We start from the raw sequence: 16141 nt of genomic DNA, 5'->3' as shown, positions 1-16141 counted from the left end.
CCGGACCTGGTGACATACGATCGGTCGCTCTTTGCCGAAAACTTAATGCACTCTGTGTAATTCATTCGATCAGGCGATACTCGGGGGCGGTCCGGCGATGGTCTGATCTGCGTGTGAATCTCAGGGGGAGGGCTGCCGCTGCCGCCGTGGCCGGTGTTGTCGCAACCAGTGCAATCGCATATCCGGCAGCGGCCGACGCGTGGTCGGACGTCGAGGCGGGGATCGCCGTCGACGGGCAGCCCATCGACGGTGACCACATCGATGTGCTGGACGCGTACGGATGGGTGGCGCAGGACGAACTGGCCGACGTTCGGATCGTCGTCACACCGGGTACGGACGACTCGGGTCTCAGCGCACGGATCCACGGCATCGTCGGAGCCCGGGATACCAAGATCGTGCAGTACCCCCAGGCGATCTGGCCGGTGTCGACCGGTCAGTCGGGAGCGCTCCTGCCGTTCTTCGCACCCACGTACGACAAGTCGCGGGACATCGCCGTCGACCGGAACGTCGAGATCATGCGGGCGCTGCAGGGCGCTGATCGGGTGATCGTCTACACGGGTTACTCGCAGGGCTCCGAAGCGCTGGGGAACGCCGTCGAACAGGCCTCGGCCCAGGGGCTGCTCGACGAGAACACGCTGATCCTGCTGACGTCGGACCCGCGTGGTCCGTGGGGCCTCAAGTCCGGTCTGCAGTCGATGCCCGGTGCCGATATCGCATTGGCCTTCGTCGGAGTCGAGAGCAATGGCGCCCGCGACCCGCAGGACAGCGGAGACACGAGGGTCGTGCAGGTGATCGTCAAGGGCGACCCGGTCGCGGACTGGCAGTGGAACCCGGTGCGACCGGCGTCGTCGCTGCTGGTCAACGGTGCAGGATTTCTGACGGTCCATGCCGGTACCGGGAAGTACTCGTATGCGCACTTGGAGAACCTGGACCACGAGGGCACCTACTACAGCGCCGAGGGCAACACGACGTACGAGGTGTACGACACGTACCACCCGCTGGCGCTGCTTCGGCTCGCGACCGCGGAAGCGCTGGGGATCGACGTCCCCCAGACCACGCTCGAGCGCTGGGATCGTCAGGCGGAGCAGTTCTACCCGACGGAGGAGGTGAGTCCGGAGACCGCAGACCCGTCGGTGAAGGTGCTCCGTGATGATCCGCGCTCCGAGACAGGCGACGACGGGGACGGTGCCGACCGGGATCGGCGCCTCACCGTCTCGCGAGACGGAGAGGTCGGAACTCGGCAGACGGATGAGCGCGAGTCCGGCACGCAGGAGTCGGGCCCACGAGAGACCACTCAGGAGGAGTGCGCTCCCGAACCGTCGACGTCGGACGAGTCGCCGACCGGTTCGGCCGCCATCGCGGTAGAGGCACCCGAGTCGGCTGCGCGCCCCACAGCGGAGCCGACGATCGACGACACATCCGGATCGGACGGGGCCTCCGGATCAACGGAGTCGGCGGTGGCACCTGAACCAGACGGGAACGGACAGGACGCGGTCGGACAGCACGTGGCCGGGCAGGATGATGCGGCTTGAGGTGTGCATCGATGCGGGTGAGCCGGCGGCCGTCCCGTCAGTGCATCGTCCTAGGTGAGCAGGTCGCGGAGCCTGCGCCGATCGACCTTGCCCGGCCCGCGCTCCGGCATTGAGTCGAGTGCGAACACCTGGCGGGGTGCCGCGTAGCGGTCGAGACTGTCGGTGACGACCTCGCGCACCTCGTCGATACCGGGTGCCTGCACGCCGCGCGGTGGCACGACGGCGACGACCACACGCTCGCCGAGCCGGTCGTCGGGGACTCCGATCACCGCGCATTCGGCGACGTTCGGCAAGGCCGCGATGACCGCCTCCACGATCTGGGGAACCACGGTGAGTCCACCGGAGGAGATCGCCTCGTCGGCCCGGCCGACGATGTGGAGCCTCCCGTCGCGCATCACGCCGAGGTCGTCGGTGCGGAAGCGGCCGGACCGGGCCGAACGGGAGCCGGCGAAGGCCGGGTGGTCGGGGATGTTCCGGTAGCCGAGCGCCACGGTCGGGCCTTCGAGAATCACTCGACCGACGCCCTCGTGATCCGGGTCGAGGATGTGAACCGTGGTGCCTGTCAACGGGATCCCGTCGTACACGCATCCCCCTGCGGTCTCGCTCATGCCGTAGGTGGCGACGATCGGCAGGCCCGCGTCGATGGCAGTCCGTTGCAGGGACGGCGGGGTGGCGGCCCCGCCGACGAGGATCGCGTCGAGTCCGCCGAGCGCACTCACCGCGTCGGGGCACTCGAGGGACTTCCGGAGCTGGACCGGCACCAGCGACGTGTACCGGCGCGGGCCGTCTAGCGTGTCGATGGCCGCCGGGAGGGCGGCCGGATCGAATCCCGCCGAGATGTCGATCACCGCGGGGTCGTGGCCCGCGGCCAACGACCGCAGCATCACCTGCAGTCCGGCGATGTGATGCGGCGGCAGGGTGAGAAGCCATGCGCCCGGACCACCGAGGCGGGCGGCGGTGGCCTCCGCAGAGGCGTGCAACGTGTCGCGGGTGTGCATCGCGCCCTTCGGCACGCCGGTCGTGCCCGACGTCGACACGACGAGTGCGCACCGCTCGTCGATCGGTTCGTCGACGCCGAGATGGGTCCGCAGACGGTCCGATTCGTTCGGACTCGCGATGGGCAGCGGAAGGTAGGCGGCGTCGCCGTCGAGAATCGTCAGCAGTTCGCGCCGGGCGTCCAGCACGGCGGGATTCGCTGGAAGAGCCAGCGGGCGGAGGAATCTCAGTGCTCGTCCTCCGGGCTCGTCGGCGGCGGGAAGGGGTCGTCGTCGAACGGCCATCCGCCGGCCTCCAGGATGCCGCGGACCCGCTGGATGTCCTCGTCGCGTGGCAGTTCGTCTGTCACCTTGGTGATCTGCACGCCGACGTCCACCCGGTTGACCGGCTCGACCTGACCGTCGGCGGCGACCTCGAGCGCCATCTGACGGATCTCGTCCTCGGACAGCTGACGACGAAGCAGAGCGAACAGCGGAACGTAATCGCTCTGCGGGACCCCATCCGGGTAGCCGGCGCGCAGCCACGCGCGGATCGTGCTCAGCAGGGAGGGGCGGTCCATGAAGCGCCTACTTCTGGTCGCTCGTGGTCGGCGCTCCGGATGAGTCTGCGTCGGTCGACTCAGCAGCAGGGGAATCGGCAGCAGAGGAGTCTGCAGCAGATGGATCGGCGGGAGCAGGGTCTGCGTCAGCGGAGCCGAGCGCGAGTGGCCAGCCGGCCGCGGCGAGGCGCGCAGCGACCTGCCGGGTCTCGTCCGATGAGGGGGCCACCTCGGTGACCGAGTGGATCGCATCTCGAATGCGATCTTCGGTGGTAGGTGTCTCGGTGCCGTGCTCCAGGGCCAGCGTCAGGACGATGTCGGTTATCTCGCTCTCGGAGAGGACCGGCGTCAGGAGCGCGAGGAGCGGCGGGTAGTCGGCTGCCGGAATGCCTTCCGGGTAGCCGGTGCGGATCCAGTTGACGACATTCTCGAACAAGGAGGGTGCCATTGTCGGGTGCTATGCCTTTCAGGGCCGCGTACAGATCACTTGTACGCGAAGTCGGGGAAGATCCGGAGGTCGAAGTAGTACGACAGCGTCTGACGGGTGACCCACAGGATCCCGATGACGATGACGATCAGGACGATGCCGACGAGTGCGTACCCGAGGTACTTGAGCGCCGGGTTGGCGGGACGGCTGAGCTGCCCCTCACCGGCGGCTTCGGCGCGCATTCCCAGAGCGAACAGGGCCGGCAGTCCGGCGCCGAGGATGAGGCCCACGACGAGGACTTTGGAGATGGAACTGACGATGTCCATGATTCACGTGCCTTTCGAATGAACCGGTGCTCAGGCCTGAGGGGTAGTCGGTGTGCTGGTCGGGGCGGACACGGCTTCGGCGCCCTCTTCCCACTCGGCGTTGACATTGCTGTGGTCGACCTTCTGCTGCTGTGCGCGCCAGTACATGTAGCCCGACAGCGCAGCCAGGATCAGGAAGATGACGACTGCGCCGGGCGCACCGCCGATCAGGTGGGCGATCCAGAAGCAGAGCGCACCGACCAGTGCTGCAGCGGGGAGCGTCGTCAGCCAGGCGACGCCCATCCGTCCGGCGACCGCCCAGCGGACGTCGGCGTCCTTCTTGCCCAGGCCGCTGCCCAGGATCGACCCGGTGGCGACGTGCGTGGTCGACAGCGCCATACCGGCGACCGACGAGGTGAGGATGATAGCGGCAGACGAGGCCTCGGCTGCCATGCCCTGCGGAGCCTTGATCTCGACGAGTCCCTTGCCCAGGGTGCGGATGATGCGCCAGCCGCCCAGCCAGGTGCCGAGGGCGATGGCACTGGCACAGGCGAGAACCACCCAGAACGGCAGACCGTGTGCGACCGAGGCGGCGTCCAGGTGGCCGGTCGCGATGAGGGCGAGGGCGATCACGCCCATCGTCTTCTGCGCGTCGCCGGTACCGTGCGCCAATGAGACGAGCGATGCCGAGGCGATCTGACCGCGGCGGAAACCACGCTCCTTCTTGATCTCCGACATGCCGTTGGTGATCGCGTAGATGAGCAGTGTGCCGACGGCCGCGACGATGCACGCGATGAGCGGTGCGAACAGTGCCGGGACGATGATCTTGCCGAAGATGCCGTGCCAGTTGATGCCGGTGGTGCCGATCGCAGCGAGACCCGAGCCGATCAGCCCGCCGAACAGCGCGTGCGACGAACTCGACGGCAGGCCGAACAGCCAGGTGAAGAGGTTCCACAGGATCGCGCCGATGAGGCCGGCGAAGATGATGATCAACGCCTTGTTGGCGTCGAGCCCTTCCACCAGGGCGCCCTTCGCGCCGCCGTCCGTCTGCTGGATCTTCAGGACGTCCTTGGTGATGGTGGCAGCAACCTCCACCGAGAGGAATGCGCCGACCAAGTTCAGGATCGCGGACAGGCCGACGGCGACCTTCGGCTTGAGGGCGCCGGTCGCGATCGACGTCGCCATCGCGTTGCCGGTGTCGTGGAAGCCGTTGGTGAAGTCGAAACCGAGGGCTGTCACGATCAGCAGCACCAGAATGAGCATCTCTGCGGTCATGACGAATATAATGGGCTTCGAAGGCTACCCCGCGTCAATTCGCCCAAAGTGCTGTTTCACGCTATGACCTGCAGGTTTCTTATTCGGCCTCGCTAGTTCATGTAAAGTTCACCGGCGTGTCCGGTGGGCGTCACCGAGTTCGCATAACAAAGTGAACGTCCGGGGGAATCCGAGGTGTCCTGATGGTTAATTACGTCGTCGGGGCCGATCCTGAGTGGTCCGGAGGTCCCCGGTCGCCGACTCCGGTTTCACCGGTAGACGATGTGTAAGAATCAGCTCATGACGATGAAGCTGGGCATGCCGATCAATTACGCGGGCGATTTCCGCGAGACCATCGACAACCTCGGCGACTACGAGGCGGTCGGTGTCCGACGCGTGGCTGTGCCGGAGGCGTACACCTTCGATGCCGTCAGTCAACTCGGTTACATCGCGGCCCGGACCGAGACGATGGAGCTGCAGACGGCCATCCTCCCGATGTACTCGCGGACTCCGACCAACCTCGCGATGACCGCGGCCGGCCTCGACTACATCAGCGGAGGACGGGCCATCCTGGGCATCGGTGCGTCCGGCCCTCAGGTGATCGAGGGATTCCACGGCGTCAAATACGATTTCCCGCTCGGCCGGGCCCGGGAGACGGCGGAGATCTGCCGCAAGGTGTGGCGGCGCGAACGGCTCGAGTACCGCGGAAAGCGGTACCAGCTGCCGCTCACCGAGGCCGACGGCGGTTCCGGCCTCGGTAAGCCGTTGAAGCTCATCAACCACCCGGTTCGCGACTCGATCCCGATGCTGCTCGCCGCGATCGGCCCGAAGAACGTGGAGCTGGCGGCTGAGCTCTTCGAGGAGTTCGCCCCGTTCCTGTTCCATCCCGAGTACGTGGACGCTGCGTTCGGTGAACCGCTCGCAGCCGGCAAGGCCAAGCGCGACCCGTCTCTCGGCGAGCTCTCGATCGTCGTTCAGGCGTCCGCACTCATCACCGAGGACGCCGATCAGATCGAGAACGCGCTCAACGGGGTCCGGAACCACGCTGCTCTCTACGTCGGCGGCATGGGGGCCCGCGGGAAGAACTTCTACAACTCGCTGATGCAGCGTTACGGCTACGTCGACGAGGCGAAACAGATCCAGGATCTGTACCTGGACGGTAAGAAGGCCGAGGCGGCTGCCGCCGTGCCCGACGAACTCGTCCGCTCCATCAGCCTGATCGGGCCGCGCTCGTACGTCGCCGAACGCGTTGAGGCGTTCCGCGGGGCGAGTGTGGGCGTTCTGCTGGCATCGCCTGCCGACCCCACGCACTCCGCCCGTGTGGAGACCATGCGGCAGCTGGCAGAGTTCGCCGGCTGACCGCGCGCCGACCGCCTCGCGGTCCGGACGTCAGTAGTAGTACGGGAAGCTGTCCCAGTTCGGGTCCCGCTTCTCCAGGAAGGCGTCGCGACCTTCGACGGCCTCGTCGGTCATGTACGCCAGACGGGTGGCCTCGCCGGCGAAGACCTGCTGGCCCATGAGCCCATCGTCGGTCAGGTTGAACGCGAACTTCAGCATCCGCTGCGCGGTCGGCGACTTCGAATTGATCTTCCGGCCCCATTCGATGGCCGTTCGCTCCAATTCGGCGTGATCCACGACGCGGTTCACCGCGCCCATCTCGTACATGGTCTGGGCGTCGTAGGCCTCGCCGAGGAAGAAGATCTCCCGCGCGAACTTCTGGCCGACCTGCTTGGCGAGGTAGGCGCTCCCGTAACCGGCGTCGAAGCTGCCGACGTCGGCGTCGGTCTGCTTGAAGCGCGCGTGCTCGCGCGATGCGAGCGTCAGGTCGGTGACCGAGTGCAGGGAATGCCCGCCGCCGGCGGCCCAGCCGTTCACCACCGCGATCACGACCTTCGGCATCGTGCGGATCAATCGCTGGACCTCGAGGATGTGCAGGCGGCCGCCTTCGGCCTTGACCCGCGCTTCGTCCACGCCGTCGACATCTGCGCCCTGGACGTCCGAATCGTGCGAGGACGCGTACTGGTACCCGCTGCGTCCCCGGATCCGCTGGTCGCCACCGCTGCAGAAGGCCCAGCCGCCGTCCTTGGGCGACGGGCCGTTGCCGGTGAGCAGTACCGTGCCCACATCGGGGGACCGCCGTGCATGGTCGAGGGTCCGGTAGAGCTCGTCCACCGTGTGCGGCCGGAACGCGTTGCGGATCTCCGGGCGGTCGAATGCGATCCTCACGATGCCGTACTCCCGACCCGCACCGGTGTGGCGGTGATACGTGATGTCGGTGAGGTCATCGAAGCCGGGGACCGTGTTCCACTGAGACGGATCGAATGGGTTGTCGGCAGTCGGCGCAGTCATGTCGTCGAGCCTATCGCCGCGGTGAATCGGGGCATCAGCGGATCGGGTGCTCTACTGCCGACCATGTCCGAAACAGGTGCGGGATACGGTGAAACGATGACTGGCACCCCTGAGCCCGAAACCGCAGGCGTCGAGCCGCGGCACGAGGGCGGCTTCCGCGCCGACTTCGAGGTCACCACCGAGCGTGGCGGACCGACCTACGGCGACATGATCGAGCAGGTGCGGACGTTCATGGACAAGGTCCGGTACGCCAGCCCCACGCACGAACTGGCCGACGAGATCATCGGTGACCTCCAGAAGCTCAACGCGAAGCTCGACACCGTTCTCGTCGACGAGTGGACGACTCCGTCGGGCACCCGCATCGATCTCCCGGCTCGTGGCAACATCACGTTGCCGCCCTACGAGGTGGAAGACGGTGGGCCGGACGGCGTCCGGTCGGCTGTCAGCTTCCGGAAATTCCACCTCGGCGGCAACGGAGTGGCGCACGGCGGCCATGTCGCGGTCGCCTTCGACGATCTCGGCGGCATGGCGGCGGCGTTGCACATCGGCGGCGTATCCCGCACTGCGTACCTGAAGGTCAACTATCGGTCGCTGACTCCACTCGAGACCCCGCTCATCCTGCGTACGTGGGTCGAGCGGCGCGAGGGTCGAAAGCTGTTCGTCAACGGCACCCTGCACGACGGGGAGCGCCTCTGCGCCGATATGGACGCGCTGTTCATCGAGCTCAAGCCGGGGCAGCCCTGACCGTCGAGCCGTGAGATCGGCATCACGTTCGGCCTGTAGTCAGCTCTCGACCGGAAGGTCCCGGATCGGGGCTGCGGGCGAACCGGCTGCGAACACGTGATCGGGAAGATCCCGCAGCACTACGCTGCCCGCACCGACAACGGTGTTGCGGCCGATCGTGACACCGGCGCCGACGGTCACCGTCGAGCCAAGCCAGCAGTTGTCCCCGATCGTGATGGGCGCGGTGCGTTCGGCTCCCTCACGTCGCAGCCGGTGCTCCTCGATTGGATGCAATGCGGTCGCGAGAACCGCCGACGGACCGATGCGGACGTGGTCGCCGAGGGTTATCGGGCCGTCGTCCATCAGGAACGCATTCGCGTTCACGTAGGCGCCGGCGCCGATCGAGACGTTGAAACCGTAGCTGCAGCGCAGTCGCGGCACGACTTCCGCGCCCTCACCGAACGATCCGAAGAGGCCGCGCAGAAGTTCTGCCCGGCCGTGATGGTCGTGGGCGGGCAGTGCATTGAACGCATCGACGATGCTCGCGCAGTCGTCCCGCAGCGCGCGCAGCGCCGGGCTGTCGAGATACCAGTCGCCGGACACCAGCTGTTCGACGTCCACGCGGGAGGTCAGTCGTCCAGCGGATGAGCCTCGACGACGAAGCCCGCCGCTCGGAGGCGGTCCACGAGAACGTCGCCCATCGCCACCGCCGGAGTCAGGACACCGGCCCGGTCGGGGAGGCGGTCCCGGTCGACGGCGAGGGAGAGGGCGCTCTCACCGAGCATGACGGCGGTCGCCTTGTACCCGGGGTCGCCCTGCGCCCGCATCTGGGAACGGTAGCGACGCCCCGTGGTTGTCCGAGTGAACGTCTGGGTGACGAAATGTCCGGCCTCACGCGACTTCTCGCTGGGCCCATCGCCAGGTTTCGGGAGCACGAAGTCGAGCACCCGGCGTGCCGGGCGCAGGCTCATCGCGCCCAGGAACATGCCGGTGCCGACGGATACCGCGCCCGCGAACAATGCGGAGAGGCCGGGGACGCCGCCGACCGACATCGTCTCCTGGTAGCGGAAGCCGTCGCCGTACGCGCCCTCCAGCAGCTTGTTGGATCGCCGGACGATGCGGGTGTTGTACGACGCCATGAAGAACGGTGCGAGGGTCCCGCGCAACGACTTGTCGACCTTGCGGGCGTCGACGGGTGAGATGTCGCTCGGCTCGGAGTTGATGCCGGCACGGGGCACATCGCCCGGGCCGCCCGAGAGCGCCTGAGGGTTCAGAAGCAGGCGCCGAGTCTGGGAGTCCTTGGCCTGATCGGCGACCACGCGGATCGAGTCGACGGTCCCGCCGGAAGCGCCACCCCGCATCGATGTGAGAACCAGGGTCGTGTCGGTCATCTCGCCTTCGCCGTCCTCGGTGATCCGGCGGTGCAGCAGGTAGGCGCCGAGATCAGAAGGAACGGAGTCGAATCCGCAAGAGTGGACGATCCGCGCGCCAGTGGAGCGAGCGGTCTCGTCGGCCTTGTCGATCGAGAAGCGGACGAACGGAACCTCGCCGGTCAGATCGACGTAGTCGGTGCCGGCATTGGCGGCGGCCACCACGAGGTTCTCGCCGTAGCGGAGGTACGGACCGACGGTCGTGCACACCACCTGGGTCCGCGCGCACATCTCATCCAGGGACGAGGGCGAGTCGGAGTCGGCGACGATGAGCGGCCAGTCGGCCGCCGCGTCGCCGAGTCGGCGGCGGACTGCGGCGAGCTTGGTCTCGGACCGGCCGGCGAGAGCGATGCGGGTGTTCTCCGGTGCGCGGAGGGCCAGATACTGGGCGGTCAATTCGCCGACGAAGCCAGTGGCTCCGTACACGACCACGTCGAATTCGCGACTCATGTTCTCGACCCTAACCGGTTGGGCACTCGGCTGGCAGTGACGGCGTGCTCCGGCGAGCTCGCATCACCAACCCGTATCTCGTGTTCTCGGACGATCCGAGACCAGTGGTCGCCTCATACGTGTCGGTGATGCGGACGCGCGTCGAATCAGTTCGGGCGCCGGGCGAACCCGAGCGAGAAGGCGCCGAACGGACGCGGACTCGCGTCGGCGTAGAACGTCTCCAGGTCGACGACATCCCACCCGGAGGCACGGATCTCCTCGGGGATGTCGCGAGTGAGGTGGCAACCGCCACCGAAGCGCTTCTGCCACGGCTCGATCCGTCGCTGCCAACGACGGACTCCCGCGTCCGGGGCACGTCCGTGCTCCAGGAACGCGAATCCGCCGCCGGGGCGCACCACGCGCCGCAACTCGGCCAGCGCGGCCTGAAGGTCGGGAATGGTGCACAGCGTGAACGTCGACAGGGCAGCATCGAAGACGGCATCGCCGAACGGGAGTCGCTGCCCGTCCAGCCCCGCCCGGTCGATGGGAACCGCGGATGCGGAGATCCGCTCGTCACCCAACTCCCAGCCCTTGTCGTTCGGCTCGACCGCTGCGATCCTGGTCACCGCCGACGGGTACTGGCCGACGTTGAACCCCGAGCCGAATCCGACCTCGATCACTTCACCGGTGAGCGGCTCGCAGGCGCGCGCACGCAGCGTGTTCATCGCGGGCATGCCGCATGTCTTGGCGATGATGCGCGGCAGGATCCGATCCTCGTAGAAGCCCATCGCCTCACGGTACGAGTCCGCGGCCGGATTATCCGGCCGCATAAGCTGACCGACATGAATCCGTCCACATTGCAGGCACGCGTGATCGTCGATGAGATGATCCGCGGCGGCGTGACCGATGCCGTCCTGTGCCCGGGCTCGCGCAACGCACCTTTGGCGTTCGCGCTGCACGCCGCCCATCAGCAGGAGCGACTGAGGCTGCACGTGCGCATCGATGAACGGTCGGCGGGATACCTCGCACTGGGTCTGGCGGTGGCGTCCAAGACCCCGGTGCCGATCGTGATGACCAGTGGAACCGCGGTGGCCAACATGAGCCCCGCCGTCTTCGAAGCGAACTACGCACGCGTGCCGCTGGTCGTGGTCAGTGCCAATCGCCCGTACGAACTGCTCGGCTCGGGCGCGAACCAGACGGTCGAGCAGTTCGGCATCTTCGGCACGCAGGTCCGGGCGACGATCAGTCTGGGACTGGCCGAAGAGGATCTCGACACCAACTCGCAGTGGCGCTCGGCGGTCGGCCGCGTGCTGGCGTCGGCCCGGGGCGCACGCACCGGGAACGCGGGCCCGGTCCAATTCGACATCCCGTTGCGCGAACCTCTCGTCCCCGATGCCGCCGACGATCCGGACGCCGATCTGACCGACGTCGCGGGCGGCATGTTCGCCGGTCGATCGGACGGTGCGCCGTGGACGCAGGCACCGGTCGGGCGCCTGGACATCGGACTCGACATCGATCTGTCGCGGGACACCGTCGTCGTGTCCGGGCACGGTTCGGGCGTTCATCCCGAACTCGCCGACCTGCCGACTGTTGCCGAACCGACCGCGCCGCACCCGCGTAATCCGCTGCATCCGCTCGCGCTCCCCGCGCTGAGTCCGCAGCAGGCCATCATCTGCGGCCGCCCCACCTTGCACCGGTCGGTGTCCCGGCTGCTCGCCGATCCGTCCGTAGACGTGTACGCGCTCACCACCGGCCCCCGGTGGCCCGACGTGTCCGGAAACGTCCGTGCCACCGGAACCCGTGCCGTCCCGTCCGGCGCGCCCTCCTCGGCTTGGCTGTCGGAGGCTGCGGCAGCGCATGGGAAGGCCGTACGGTCGGTCGATGCCGAACTGGACGCGGCAGATGTCACCACTGGACTCCACATGTCCCGGGCGGTCGCGCGGTTGCTGGAGCCGGGGGACCGGCTGGTCGTGGGCGCATCCAATCCGGTGCGCGACATCGCTCTCGCGGGCGGCGTCGCCGACGGCGTCGTCGTCATGTCGAACCGGGGCGTCGCGGGCATCGACGGCACCAACTCCACCGCCATCGGCGCGGCCCTGACCGCGACGGACCCCAACCAGCGGACCGTCGCGCTGATGGGCGATCTGACGTTCGTGCACGACGCGACCGGCCTCCTGATCGGGCCGGCCGAACCCCGCCCGCACAACCTGCGGATCGTCGTCGCGAACGACGACGGCGGCGGGATCTTCGGGCTCCTCGAACAGGGGGACCCACGCTTCGACAGCGGGGACTACACGGGCGTCTACGAGCGCATCTTCGGCACACCCCATCGGACCGATCTCGCCGCGCTGTGCGCCGGATTCCACATTCCGCATCGGTGCGCGGACCTCACCGACCTCCCCGCAGTACTCGCCGGTCCTGCACCGGCAGGCGGGATCGAAGTGGTCGAGGTGCCGACCAGCAGGCGGGCGCTGCGCCCCGTCCATGAGCGGATCAGCGCGCGCCTGCGCTGACCGGCCAGGTATCTTGCTCTCCATGACACCCACTGTTCAGAGGCGCATCCAGCTGTCGCTGGTGGTGCTCGGCGTCCTCGTGACGTTGATCGGTGCGGTGATCGTCGCCGGAGCTTTCCGGAACGACTCGAAGATCGACGCCAACCGGGCGACCGCCGTCGCCGAGGTGATCGCCGCTGACCGGCTGCACGCCGCCGTCAACTTCGTGACACCTGACGGCGTGCTCCGCAACCCGAAACTCGGACTCCTGTATCCGACGCAGCTCGCGACCGGGCAGCGGATCCTCGTCGACTACGACGCCTCCGATCCCGATACCCTCGCACGGCCCGCCGGACGGAACGGGAGTCTGTCGATCACGCCCGCCGTATCGATCGTCGCGGCGGGCTGGGTCGTCGTCATCGTGCTCATGGTGTCGGTGGCCGAGATCGGCAGGCGAGGCAGACGCGGATAGTCTCGTAGCCATGACAACAGGCGACGAGTCCGCAGGCAGCCGCGCATCCCTGGCCAAAGACCCTTCCGAGGTCGCCGAGATGTTCGACGGAGTCGCCCGTCGTTACGACGTCACCAACACCGTGCTGTCGTTCGGACAGGATCGCCTGTGGCGACGGAACACCCGCCGTGCGCTCGCCCTGCGCCCGCGCGACGTCGTTCTCGACCTCGCCGCCGGAACAGCGGTGTCGACCACCGAGCTCGCGACTTCCGGCGCGACCTGCGTCGCAGCGGACTTCTCGCGCGGGATGCTGCGCGCGGGTGCCGACCGGGATGTGCCCAAGGTGGCTGCCGACGCCCTGCACCTGCCGTTCGCGGATGCCTCGTTCGATGCGGCCACGATCTCCTTCGGGCTGCGGAACGTCGCCGACGTCGACCATGCCCTCGGTGAGTTGCGCCGCATCCTCAAGCCCGGTGGGCGTCTCGTCATCTGCGAGTTCTCGACGCCCACCTGGCGGCCCTTCCGGACCGTCTACATGGAGTACCTGATGAAGGCGCTGCCGGCTGTCGCGACCAAGGTGTCGAGCAATCCCGCCGCCTACGTGTACCTGGCGGAGTCGATCCGCGAATGGCCCGATCAGGAAGGGCTCGGCGCACGTATCCGGGCTGCGGGGTTCGCCGACGTGGACTGGACCGATCAGACCGGCGGGATCGTCGCGATCCACCGCGGGGTGCGCGCGTAGCGGTCCCAGTCGTCGCTTGCGACGCCGGTCCGGTCGTGACCGCTATGTGAACGGCGGCCGGGATTCGAATCGGATGGCGGCCGATCCGGCGGTGCGCCAGGCGCGGGCGATCAGATCGGTGTCGTCGGGGGTCATCAGATTTCCCATCACCCGGACCACCGCCGACATCAGAGCAGCCGATCGGATGCCGGGCCTGCCGAGGACCGGCACCGTCTGCGGCATGGTCAGCAGTCCCGCGGCGCGACGGGCTGCAGCGAAGACCTGCCCGTACTCGTTGCGCAGATGCGCCGGCCACGCGCGCGTGAAATCCGATTCGGCCGCCACCATCGCCACCGCCGCTTCGGCGGTCTCCAAGGCGTAGTCGATGCCCTCGCCGTTGAGCGGGTTGACGCACGCCGCGGCGTCGCCGATGAGCATCCAGTTGACGCCCGCGACCCCGGTCACCGCTCCGCCCATCGGCAGCAGCGCCGAGACCATGCGCTCCGGGGCGGCGCTCAGCCGCCATTCGTCGGTCACCATGCGCGCGTAGTGCTCCAGAACCGGACGCAACGCCATCGCCGCCGGACGCTTGGCCGTCGCGAGTGCGCCCACTCCGAGGTTCACCGTTCCGTCGCCGAGCGGGAACACCCAGCCGTACCCGGGCAGCAATTCGCCGTCGGTGCCGTGCAGTTCGAGATGTGATCCCATCCACTCATCCGTGGAGCGGTCCGATGCGGCGTACGAGCGGGCAGCCACCCCGTAGGCGGTGTCGCGGTGCCAGGTTCGGCCGAGCGACTTACCCAGCACCGAACGCACACCGTCGGCGACGATCACCGACTTCGCTGAGATGTGTGAACGCTCGCCGCCGCGCGTCACGGTGACCGATTCGAGTCGGCCGCCGGTCACCTCGGCGTCGATCGCCTTCGCCCCCTCGACCATGTGGGCGCCCTGGTCGACGGCGAACAACCGGATCGCGTCGTCGAGTTCCGTCCGGGGCACTGCGCTGCCGTACCGGCCGAAGGGCGAATCAGGCCACTCCACCCGTTGGCGGGCGCCCCAGCCGTTCAGCTCGAGGCCGGTGATGCGCGGACGGTCGGCCAGAAAGGCGGCCAAGCCGAGTTGGTGCATCGCCGAACGGGCACGCGGAGTCAGGCCGTCTCCGCAAGTCTTGTCCCGTGGGAACCGGGCGGAGTCGAGGAGGACGACGTCGAGCCCCGACAGCGCGGCGTGCGCCGCAGCAGCGGAACCCGCCGGACCCGCACCGACTACGAGTAGGTCTGCGCTGTCGGGGATCGTGCGGTCCGAATCCCCGCCGCCTGAGGTTGCGCTCGTCACCCGACCAGTATGTCGCCCGCCCGAAACCGCTAGGCTGCTTGGTGTCGAAGGCCGCCGAATCCACGGTGGCCGGACCACCGATGAGATGGGGCCCGAAGACCCGTGAAGTCCACATTCGCCGGATTGGACCTCGGCACCGACGAGTTCGCCGGACAGGTTCAGACGTCGCTGGCTCGCGTCGAAGACCTGCTGATCGCAGAACTGTCGTCGGGTGACCAGATCCTCACCGAGGCCGCCACCCATCTCGCGAAGGCGGGCGGCAAGCGCTTCCGTCCCATGTTCGCGATCCTGGCCTCGCACTTCGGCACCGATCCGGGGTGCGACGACGTCGTCACGTCGGCGACGGTGCTGGAGATGACGCACCTCGCGACGCTGTACCACGACGACGTCATGGACGAGGCGCCGCTGCGGCGCGGTGCGCAGAGCGCGAACTCCCGGTGGTCCAACTCGATCGCCATCCTCGCGGGCGATTTCCTGTTCGCCCGTGCATCCGCCCTCGTGTCGACGCTCGGTCCGGACGCCGTCCGGATCATCGCCGACACGTTCGCCGAGCTCGTCACCGGTCAGATGCGCGAGACCGTCGGCCCGCAGGACGGCGACCCGGTCGAGCACTACCTGCGGGTGGTGTGGGAGAAGACCGGTTCGTTGATCGCGGCTGCCGGACGATTCGGGGCCATGACGGCCGGAGCCGATGAGCAGACGGTCAAGACGCTCACCCGCCTCGGTGACATCATCGGCACGGCGTTCCAGGTCTCGGACGACATCATCGACATCGCTTCGGTCACCGGCGACTCGGGGAAGACTCCCGGCACGGATCTGCGCGAAGGCGTCCACACTCTGCCCGTGATCTACGCACTGGCAGGCGACGGCGCCGACAGCGCACGGATCCGGGAACTGCTCGTCGACCCGGCGACCGGCGAACCTCGTGCCGTCACCGACGACGCGGAGGTCGACGAGGCCCTGCACCTGCTGGTGGCCGCTGACGGGATGAGCGCTGCGCGGGCCAGACTTCAGGAGATGGCCGACGAAGCGTACGGACTTCTCGAGACTCTGCCCTCGGGGGCGGCGAACGATGCGTTCGCCTCACTGGTCCGCTACACGGCCGACCGCATCGGCTGATCGCGCACATCACGTGAGATCCCGCGGTTGAGGAACCTTT

At 67.9% G+C, this 16141-nt stretch carries 16 protein-coding genes and 1 pseudogene; 7 read left to right on the top strand and 10 right to left on the bottom strand.

What is annotated here, in order from left to right; all coding sequences use genetic code 11:
* The first annotated feature begins 146 nt into the window (after nucleotides 1-146).
* Entirely contained in the window at nucleotides 147-1532 is a 1386-nt protein-coding gene (locus tag FO044_RS12570; protein ID WP_244945758.1) for a PE-PPE domain-containing protein, read from the top strand.
* 50 nt (nucleotides 1533-1582) lie between these two features.
* Here the strand turns inward: FO044_RS12570 and menE are convergent, their stop codons facing one another.
* The 5 genes and pseudogenes from menE to FO044_RS12545 form a co-directional block, all read right to left on the bottom strand.
* Nucleotides 1583-2716, bottom strand: coding sequence for an o-succinylbenzoate--CoA ligase (menE, locus tag FO044_RS12565; RefSeq protein WP_244945757.1), 1134 nt, complete (start codon nucleotides 2714-2716; stop codon nucleotides 1583-1585).
* A gap of 38 nt (nucleotides 2717-2754) precedes the next feature.
* Nucleotides 2755-3087, bottom strand: a complete 333-nt coding sequence (locus tag FO044_RS12560) for a DUF3349 domain-containing protein (RefSeq protein WP_132992233.1) — start codon at nucleotides 3085-3087, stop codon at nucleotides 2755-2757.
* A gap of 136 nt (nucleotides 3088-3223) precedes the next feature.
* Nucleotides 3224-3514 (bottom strand): annotated as a pseudogene (locus FO044_RS12555) (DUF3349 domain-containing protein); the annotation flags it as partial.
* 35 nt (nucleotides 3515-3549) lie between these two features.
* The gene (locus FO044_RS12550; protein WP_143965752.1) at nucleotides 3550-3819 is read right to left on the bottom strand and encodes a hypothetical protein; all 270 of its coding nucleotides are present in this window, start codon (nucleotides 3817-3819) and stop codon (nucleotides 3550-3552) included.
* 30 nt (nucleotides 3820-3849) lie between these two features.
* Nucleotides 3850-5073 (bottom strand): inorganic phosphate transporter, encoded by a 1224-nt coding sequence (locus tag FO044_RS12545; protein ID WP_143965751.1) that lies wholly within the window; start codon nucleotides 5071-5073, stop codon nucleotides 3850-3852.
* A 285-nt stretch (nucleotides 5074-5358) separates the two neighbouring features.
* Between FO044_RS12545 and FO044_RS12540 the strand changes: the two genes are divergently transcribed.
* Entirely contained in the window at nucleotides 5359-6411 is a 1053-nt protein-coding gene (locus tag FO044_RS12540; protein ID WP_143965986.1) for an LLM class F420-dependent oxidoreductase, read from the top strand.
* Between the two features lie 30 nt (nucleotides 6412-6441).
* Here FO044_RS12540 and FO044_RS12535 read toward each other — a convergent pair whose 3' ends face one another.
* Nucleotides 6442-7401: a 1,4-dihydroxy-2-naphthoyl-CoA synthase gene (locus tag FO044_RS12535; RefSeq protein ID WP_132992229.1), complete on the bottom strand. Its 960-nt coding sequence runs from the start codon at nucleotides 7399-7401 to the stop codon at nucleotides 6442-6444.
* Between the two features lie 96 nt (nucleotides 7402-7497).
* Here FO044_RS12535 and FO044_RS12530 point away from each other — a divergent pair, with 96 nt between their 5' ends.
* On the top strand, nucleotides 7498-8145 hold the full coding sequence (locus FO044_RS12530; protein WP_132992228.1) for a PaaI family thioesterase: 648 nt from the start codon (nucleotides 7498-7500) through the stop codon (nucleotides 8143-8145).
* 39 nt (nucleotides 8146-8184) lie between these two features.
* Here the strand turns inward: FO044_RS12530 and FO044_RS12525 are convergent, their stop codons facing one another.
* From FO044_RS12525 to FO044_RS12515, 3 genes are all read right to left on the bottom strand, one after another.
* Entirely contained in the window at nucleotides 8185-8745 is a 561-nt protein-coding gene (locus tag FO044_RS12525; protein WP_143965750.1) for a sugar O-acetyltransferase, read from the bottom strand.
* Nucleotides 8746-8753: 8 nt separating this feature from the next.
* Nucleotides 8754-10004: a saccharopine dehydrogenase family protein gene (locus tag FO044_RS12520; protein ID WP_132992226.1), complete on the bottom strand. Its 1251-nt coding sequence runs from the start codon at nucleotides 10002-10004 to the stop codon at nucleotides 8754-8756.
* 146 nt (nucleotides 10005-10150) lie between these two features.
* Nucleotides 10151-10771 carry a class I SAM-dependent methyltransferase gene (locus FO044_RS12515; protein ID WP_143965985.1) on the bottom strand — a complete coding sequence of 207 codons (621 nt, stop codon included), beginning with the start codon at nucleotides 10769-10771 and terminating at the stop codon, nucleotides 10151-10153.
* Nucleotides 10772-10825: 54 nt separating this feature from the next.
* Here FO044_RS12515 and menD point away from each other — a divergent pair, with 54 nt between their 5' ends.
* The 3 genes from menD to FO044_RS12500 are packed head-to-tail and all read left to right on the top strand — an operon-like array spanning nucleotide 10826 to nucleotide 13668.
* Nucleotides 10826-12496, top strand: a complete 1671-nt coding sequence (gene menD / locus FO044_RS12510) for a 2-succinyl-5-enolpyruvyl-6-hydroxy-3-cyclohexene-1-carboxylic-acid synthase (protein WP_143965749.1) — start codon at nucleotides 10826-10828, stop codon at nucleotides 12494-12496.
* A gap of 22 nt (nucleotides 12497-12518) precedes the next feature.
* Nucleotides 12519-12947: a hypothetical protein gene (locus FO044_RS12505; RefSeq protein WP_132992223.1), complete on the top strand. Its 429-nt coding sequence runs from the start codon at nucleotides 12519-12521 to the stop codon at nucleotides 12945-12947.
* Between the two features lie 10 nt (nucleotides 12948-12957).
* Nucleotides 12958-13668, top strand: a complete 711-nt coding sequence (locus FO044_RS12500; RefSeq protein WP_132992222.1) for a demethylmenaquinone methyltransferase — start codon at nucleotides 12958-12960, stop codon at nucleotides 13666-13668.
* A gap of 42 nt (nucleotides 13669-13710) precedes the next feature.
* On the opposite strand, the gene FO044_RS12495 is transcribed toward FO044_RS12500, so the two are convergent.
* Nucleotides 13711-14982 carry a geranylgeranyl reductase family protein gene (locus FO044_RS12495; protein WP_186290550.1) on the bottom strand — a complete coding sequence of 424 codons (1272 nt, stop codon included), beginning with the start codon at nucleotides 14980-14982 and terminating at the stop codon, nucleotides 13711-13713.
* A 102-nt stretch (nucleotides 14983-15084) separates the two neighbouring features.
* On the opposite strand from FO044_RS12495, the gene FO044_RS12490 reads away from it, so the two are divergent.
* Nucleotides 15085-16101, top strand: a complete 1017-nt coding sequence (locus FO044_RS12490; protein ID WP_132992220.1) for a polyprenyl synthetase family protein — start codon at nucleotides 15085-15087, stop codon at nucleotides 16099-16101.
* Nucleotides 16102-16141: the final 40 nt, after the last annotated feature.

This window comes from Gordonia zhaorongruii, from assembly GCF_007559005.1.
GTDB lineage: Bacteria > Actinomycetota > Actinomycetes > Mycobacteriales > Mycobacteriaceae > Gordonia > Gordonia zhaorongruii.
This window is presented reverse-complemented; position numbering and strand designations above follow the sequence as displayed.

Bases quoted from the DNA above. Each gene is read 5' to 3' on its own strand.
- menD (WP_143965749.1), top strand. From the start codon at position 10,826: ATGAATCCGTCCACATTGCAGGCACGCGTGATCGTCGATGAGATGATC.
- FO044_RS12535 (WP_132992229.1), bottom strand. From the start codon at position 7,401: ATGACTGCGCCGACTGCCGACAACCCATTCGATCCGTCTCAGTGGAAC.
- FO044_RS12550 (WP_143965752.1), bottom strand. From the start codon at position 3,819: ATGGACATCGTCAGTTCCATCTCCAAAGTCCTCGTCGTGGGCCTCATC.
- FO044_RS12500 (WP_132992222.1), top strand. From the start codon at position 12,958: ATGACAACAGGCGACGAGTCCGCAGGCAGCCGCGCATCCCTGGCCAAA.
- FO044_RS12505 (WP_132992223.1), top strand. From the start codon at position 12,519: ATGACACCCACTGTTCAGAGGCGCATCCAGCTGTCGCTGGTGGTGCTC.
- FO044_RS12540 (WP_143965986.1), top strand. From the start codon at position 5,359: ATGAAGCTGGGCATGCCGATCAATTACGCGGGCGATTTCCGCGAGACC.
- FO044_RS12530 (WP_132992228.1), top strand. From the start codon at position 7,498: ATGACTGGCACCCCTGAGCCCGAAACCGCAGGCGTCGAGCCGCGGCAC.
- FO044_RS12515 (WP_143965985.1), bottom strand. From the start codon at position 10,771: ATGGGCTTCTACGAGGATCGGATCCTGCCGCGCATCATCGCCAAGACA.
- FO044_RS12520 (WP_132992226.1), bottom strand. From the start codon at position 10,004: ATGAGTCGCGAATTCGACGTGGTCGTGTACGGAGCCACTGGCTTCGTC.
- FO044_RS12545 (WP_143965751.1), bottom strand. From the start codon at position 5,073: ATGACCGCAGAGATGCTCATTCTGGTGCTGCTGATCGTGACAGCCCTC.
- FO044_RS12560 (WP_132992233.1), bottom strand. From the start codon at position 3,087: ATGGACCGCCCCTCCCTGCTGAGCACGATCCGCGCGTGGCTGCGCGCC.